This window comes from Nocardioides sp., assembly GCF_034670285.1.
Classification (GTDB): domain Bacteria; phylum Actinomycetota; class Actinomycetes; order Propionibacteriales; family Nocardioidaceae; genus Nocardioides.
This window is the reverse complement of sequence record NZ_JAXMNS010000253.1, coordinates 1-5,668: the sequence shown is the minus strand read 5'-3', so window position 1 is coordinate 5,668 and position 5,668 is coordinate 1. Positions and strand designations below refer to the sequence as shown.

6 protein-coding genes are annotated in these 5,668 nt (G+C 70.3%); all 6 read right to left on the bottom strand.

Annotated elements, in window-relative coordinates:
- Positions 1 to 12: 12 nt before the first annotated feature.
- Positions 13 to 324, bottom strand: coding sequence for a helix-turn-helix transcriptional regulator (locus VOI19_RS13005; RefSeq protein WP_323793386.1), 312 nt, complete (start codon positions 322 to 324; stop codon positions 13 to 15).
- A gap of 126 nt (positions 325 to 450) precedes the next feature.
- Positions 451 to 1,854 carry a hypothetical protein gene (locus tag VOI19_RS13000; protein WP_323793385.1) on the bottom strand — a complete coding sequence of 468 codons (1,404 nt, stop codon included), beginning with the start codon at positions 1,852 to 1,854 and terminating at the stop codon, positions 451 to 453.
- A gap of 3 nt (positions 1,855 to 1,857) precedes the next feature.
- Complete coding sequence (locus VOI19_RS12995; protein ID WP_323793384.1) at positions 1,858 to 3,063, bottom strand: cellulase family glycosylhydrolase; 1,206 nt, start codon at positions 3,061 to 3,063, stop codon at positions 1,858 to 1,860.
- A 103-nt stretch (positions 3,064 to 3,166) separates the two neighbouring features.
- Positions 3,167 to 3,991, bottom strand: coding sequence for a polysaccharide deacetylase family protein (locus VOI19_RS12990; protein WP_323793383.1), 825 nt, complete (start codon positions 3,989 to 3,991; stop codon positions 3,167 to 3,169).
- Between the two features lie 12 nt (positions 3,992 to 4,003).
- Positions 4,004 to 5,137: a glycosyltransferase family 4 protein gene (locus VOI19_RS12985; protein WP_323793382.1), complete on the bottom strand. Its 1,134-nt coding sequence runs from the start codon at positions 5,135 to 5,137 to the stop codon at positions 4,004 to 4,006.
- The coding region (locus VOI19_RS12980; RefSeq protein ID WP_323793381.1) for a glycosyltransferase family 4 protein at positions 5,134 to 5,668 on the bottom strand (535 nt) is incomplete at its 5' end. The genes VOI19_RS12980 and VOI19_RS12985, both read right to left, overlap by 4 nt.

The following is a 5,668-nucleotide window of genomic DNA, read 5'->3' as shown; positions in this document are numbered from 1 at the left end:
GACGTGTGCTCTTCAGATATGTCGCTCGGTGAGCCCGGTGTCGCTCAACACTGCGATCTCCACCGACCCCCCGACACCGTCGTCGGGGCTGATGATCCCGGCACGGACGTAGAGCTGTTCCGCGGAGATCCGCAACGCACGAGCGATCTGTTGCAGTACTTCGGCCGAGGGCTTGCGCAGACCACGTTCGATCTGGCTGAGGTACGGGTTCGACACGCCGGCCTGCACGGCGAGCTGCCGCAGGGAGAGACGCGAGGCTACGCGCTGCTCCTTGAGGTAGTCACCGAGCGACTCGACGGTCTGCCCGACCTTGCTCTTGGCCATGTCCCTATAGTGCTTGCTGGAGTTAGCACTTTGCAAACTCAGCTAGCGTGACCTCGGGCACACGACCTCCGGCACACGACCTCGGGCACCCGGGACACCCGGGATGCCGGGGCGACTCCTGAGGGGTCACGCCTCGGCGAGCGACGACGTACGACGTGCAGCGGCGCGGCGGCCGGAGGTGCGGTCGCCGGTGGAGACCGTCACGGCGACGAGGTCGAGCCCCAGCCCGCGCAGCGTCTCGACCTGCGAGCGCAGCTGCTTCCTCGTGATGTCGCCGTCCACGTCGAGCACGAGCGGGCCGTCGAGGTCGGCGACCACGTCGAGCAGACCGTCGACGCTGGAGACGCTGGTCGCGAGGGCGATCCGGTCCTGCGGGGCCGCCTTGACCACGTCGGCGAGTCGGCGGGTCTTGCTGCTCAGCTCGACCTCGCCGGCGGGGAGCACGTGGACCCCTCGCGAGCCCGGCAGGTCCTTGAGTCGGGTCTCGAGGTTGCCCGAGCGACGCAGCTCGGCGAGGCCAGGGGCCACGTCGAGGCCGTACTCGGCGTGGACGGTCGGTCGCGCCTTGCCGGCGTCGATGAGCAGGACGTCCTCGCCCCGCGCGGCCAACAGCTCGGCGAGGAGCGCCACGGTGTGGGCCTGGGGCACGCGACCGCTCTGGATGACGTTGACAGCTCGTGCCGAGCCGATGGCGGGAAGGAGCGGCGTGAGAGCCGCGGCGGACTGGTCGGGACGCACCACGAGGGCGGGCACCCCGGCCACGTCACCGGCGTCCTTGGCGGGATCGCGCACCGAGAGCGAGCCACGCCAAGCGCGACGGGCGACGATGAGCTCGGCGCCGAGGATGAGCACGAGGATCAGCGCCAGCAGGGCGTCACGGGTGGGCGTCGGCGCCGAAGGCGATCGCGGCTCCACGGCAGGCACGACGACCTCGAGGCGCCAGGGCGTCTTCTCGGCAATGGTGCGCAACGAGCCCAGGAGTGCCTCGCGCTCGCGATCGAGGGCAGCCCTCTCGAACGGGTCGGTGCCGTCGCTCAACGCGGTGCGCCGGTCGCGTCCGAGCTGGGCCACCGCCTGCGTGACGGCCGCCCGCTGGTTGGCGAAGTCGGCAGCCTGCTCGGCCGCGACCTGCTCGATCAACACATCGGCGAGGGCGACGGTCAGGTCAACTGCCTCCTCAGGAGTGGAGCCGGAGGCGCCGAGCTCGAGGAAGCTGTCGCCGTCGGCGGCCGCGGTGATGTCGTCGGCCGCGTCGTCCGGGTCGTCGTCACGGTCGACGGCGGCGAGCGCCTGCTCGACGACCAGTCGACTCGTGGCCAGTCCCACGACGGTCTCGCCGTAGAAGTCAGCCTGGCTCGACGGGTCACCGACCTGGGTGTCGGGCAGGCGGATCTGCAACGTCGTGGTCGCCTCGTACTGCTCTGGCGCGGTGGAGCGCAGCGCGTAGACGCCGATCGCCACGGTCAGGGCCACGGCGAGCAACAGGTACTTGCGCGCCCAGACCGCGGCGGCGTGCTCCATCAGATCCATCGGTCAGGGGTTCCTGATCAGCTCACGGCGCACGGCCTTGTAGGCGGGCTTGGGCCGGCCGTTGAACTTCAGCAGGCCGAAGTTGTCCTCGGGCTCCTTGAGGTTCGGCGAGGCGTCACGCAGGGAGTAGAAGAAGAGCGCCTGCACGAACGGCAGCTTCTTGGTCTCGCGGTAGGCATCGATCATCAGCTTGGTGTGCCGCTTGTAGTTGACCGAGCGCGAGGACGACCCGGTGCGGGCGCCGTACTCGGTGAGCCAGAAGGGCTTCTTGCCGTCGCCGTTGCGCTTCACCACCCGGTAGATGTCGGGCAGCCTGTTGAAGGTGTTCCAGTCCTCGTCGCCGCTGGGCAGCGCGGGATAGCTGAAGGGGTGCACCGAGATGACGTCGTAGGACGAGCGGTCGATCTTGGCGCGGTAGACGCCCTTGAGGAAGGTGATCGGCGAGATCTCGATGCCGTCGGGGTCGTCGACCGCGGGAGCCAACGAACCCATCAGGATCTTGGCCTTCGGGTCACGCTTCTGGATCTTGGCCGAGGCCTGCTCGAACATCCGCGCGTAGGCGCGCGGGTTCGGCTTGGCCTTCCACGAGCGGTCCTGGTTGGGCTCGTTCCAGATCTCCCAGGCGGCGACCTTGTTGGCGTAGCGCTTGGCGGCGAGGTCGACGAACTTGGCGAACAGCTCAGGCTTGACCGACTGGTCCGGGTTGTGGCTCCAGTCGGGAGCGAACCCGATCACGCCGAGCACGTTGATGCCCTTCGCCTTGGTGCGACTGAGGAGCCGGTCGGTCAGCGACCAGTCGTAGACCCCCTGCTCGTGCTCGATGATCGCCCAGCTGATGTCGAGGCGCAGCTGGTCGGCGCCGAAGTTCTCGGAGCGGGCCAGGTCCTTGTCGAGCCTCTTGTCGCCGGAATACATGATGCTGAACCCGGTGCTGATCCCGATCCGAAGCCGTCCGTGGCGACGCTTCTTCTTGCCCTTCTTCTTCTCCGAGATGCTCGCGTCGGGGAGCGCGGCGTTCCGGTCGACAGCGCTCGAGGTCGTCAGGGCGCCGGCCAAGGGGGTGAAGATGGGTCGGGCCTCGACGAGCGCAGCGCTGGCCGGGGTCGGGGGGATCGAGGTGACCCCCAGGGCCAGGCCGGCGAGCAGGGTCCCGACAAGGGCACGCCGAGCCCGCCCGTCGCGCCGCGCTGATGTCCTAGGTGTGCTCACGAACGTACTCCCCGATGGCAATGCAAGGCCGTTGGTGGGCCGGTGGTGGGCTGATGGTGGTGCGACGCACGGGTCGCATTGACCCATGATGACATCTGGGTGTCTAGTCAGCCGGATTTTCGCCGCCGTCGACGCGATCGACCTGGTGGTCGGGCCACGAGTGCGCCGGACGCGCCAGGTGGTAGGCGAGTCGCGCAGCGCTCTGGTGAGCACCCATGGTCAGCCGTGGCAGTCGGTGCCGGTCGAGTCCGGAGCCGACCCGACCGTTGAGAAAGGTGAACGCCGCGTCGTAGCCGGCGGTCTCGACGGCCTCGCGCACCGCCGGGTCGTGGTGACCGAAGGGATAGGCGAAGAGCTTCACCGGAGCACCGGTGAGGTCCTCCAGCTCGTCGCGACAGCCCTCGACCTCGTCCCGCAACGCCCCGGCCGGGCCGCTGGCCAGCGCCGTGAGGGAGGTGTGGGTGCGGGTGTGGGCCGCGAGGTCGACCCCGTGACCGACCGCCTCGGCGAGCTCGGCGCGCGTCATCGTGCGGTCGGAGCCGGGCCACCAGGCAGGCTGGTTGCCCCAGGCGGTGCTGACGGTCATCAGGGTGCTGGGCACCCCCTGCTCGTGCAGGATCGGCAGCGCGTTGCGCGCCACGCCTGCCAGGGCGTCGTCGAAGGCGATCGCCGCGAGTCCGTCGACCGACTCGCCGGCCAGGGTGCGGCGCGTGAGGTCGGCGAGGGTCACGAAGGTGAAGCCGAGGCGTCGTACGACGCGCAGGTGGGTGCTGAGCTGGTCGGCGGTGACGCTCCACGGTCCGTCGACCTCTGCTCCGGCCACGACGTCGTGGTAGGCGAGGACCACTCCCCCACCCCGTCCGGAGCGACGGGTGACCAGCCGCCCGGCGGCGCTCAGCGGCGCTTTGAGCTTGTCCGCGGCTCCCATCAGCTCAGCCTCTCACGTGCTCGACCGGGCACCGGCGAAGAGCTCGCGCGCCTCGTTGAGGGTGTCGACCAGGCGCGCGGTGGAGATGGCGGCGTCGTACTCCGAGGCGAACCGCTGACGCGCGTTGGCGCCGAGCTCGGCCCGCAGCGCCGGGTCGCGCACGAGCTGGCGCAGGACGGCGACCAGGGCGCGGTCGTCGTCCTTCTCCACCAGGCGGCCACAGGACTCCGGCACGGTGTCGGGCATGGCGGCGACCTGGAGCCCCACGACGGGCAGACCGGCAGCCATCGCCTCGAGCACGGCGTTGGGGGCCTGGTCGATCTGGCTGGGGAAGACGAACATCGCGGCTTCGCGCAGCACCTCCCACAGGCGACCGCTGCCGACGGTGACGTCGTGCACGGCTCGGACGTTGCGCCCGGGCGGCACGGGCTCGCTGGTCACGATGACCAGCTCGCACTCGTCGGCGAGGTGCTGCTGGTGCAACCGGTGCAGGCGCAGGGCGCCCTTGCGCTCGAGCTGGTGACCGACGAAGACGAGCTGGGGCAGGCGGTCGCCGGCATGCACCCCGGGGGCGGGACCGTCCGCGAGACCCGGCGCGACGATGCCGAACGGGAAGACCCGCAGCCGTTCCTCGGGAACGGCGTAGTCGGCCCGCAGCGAGCGGGCGATCCACTCGGTGTTGGCGACCACCAGGGAGGCCGAGTGGTAGACCGGCGTCTCCCAGCGCTGCGCAGCCTTGATGACGCGCGGCGTGAACCGGGTGGGCTCGCGGTTGGGCAACCGGTAGGCGTTGGTGACGTTGGTGGCGTCCGTCGAGACGACCGAGGGCATCGAGGCCAGCAGGTCGGCGCTGCGCAGCCCGGCGTTGCCGGTGTAGACGTGCACGACGTCGAAGCGGTGCATGCTGGCCCGCAGTCGCCGGCGTACCCACCCGCTGAGCGCGAGCTGCGCCCGCAGGGCTTGGAGGTCCAGGTCGAGCCGACCGAGCCCCGGGACGGACGTGCCGACGGCACGCCGAAAACCCGCCGCCTTGGGCACGTCGAGGAACTCCGCCTCGACGTCCGGGTGAGCCACCAAGGACGACCGCAGGTTGTTGTGGACGCTGCGGTGCCCGCCGATGTTCTCGTTGACGAACAGCACTCTCATGTCGTGGGTCCTTCCCGAGTGGACAGGGTGAGTACGTCGAGCAGAAGGGCGGTCTGGACGTCGAGCCGGTGGGCCGAGGAGACCCGCTCCAGCCCCTGCTGTGCACTGGCTGTGCGCAACGAGGTGTCCCGGACCATACAGTTCACGGCGTCCGCCAGTGCCGCGGCATCTCGCGGCGGCACCAGCAGTCCGGCCCCGTCAAGCACCTCCGGCGCACCCCCGTGGTCGGTCGCAACGACGGGCAGCCCGATGCTCATCGCTTCAAGAACGGCGAGCGGGCAGGCCTCGGGGTCGGTGCTCGCGCTGACGGCGATCGTCCACGTGCGCATGCGGGCCAGCGGGTCGGGGTGGTGGCCGAGGATGTCGACCCGGTCACCGATCCCGAGGGCGTCGACCTGGGCGGCGAGCCCCTCGGCGTACGCCGTGTCCTTGGGCAGGGTGCCACCGAGGATCTCGATGCGCGCGGACTCCTCGAGCAGCGGCACCGCGTCGAGCAGCACCTGCTGTCCCTTCCACGGCGTCAGGAGCCCG

What these genes read in the sequence shown, in the direction of transcription:
- VOI19_RS13005 (WP_323793386.1), bottom strand. Translation starts at nt 324, where the DNA reads ATGGCCAAGAGCAAGGTCGGGCAGACCGTCGAGTCGCTCGGTGACTAC.
- VOI19_RS13000 (WP_323793385.1), bottom strand. Translation starts at nt 1,854, where the DNA reads ATGGATCTGATGGAGCACGCCGCCGCGGTCTGGGCGCGCAAGTACCTG.
- VOI19_RS12990 (WP_323793383.1), bottom strand. Translation starts at nt 3,991, where the DNA reads ATGGGAGCCGCGGACAAGCTCAAAGCGCCGCTGAGCGCCGCCGGGCGG.
- VOI19_RS12985 (WP_323793382.1), bottom strand. Translation starts at nt 5,137, where the DNA reads ATGAGAGTGCTGTTCGTCAACGAGAACATCGGCGGGCACCGCAGCGTC.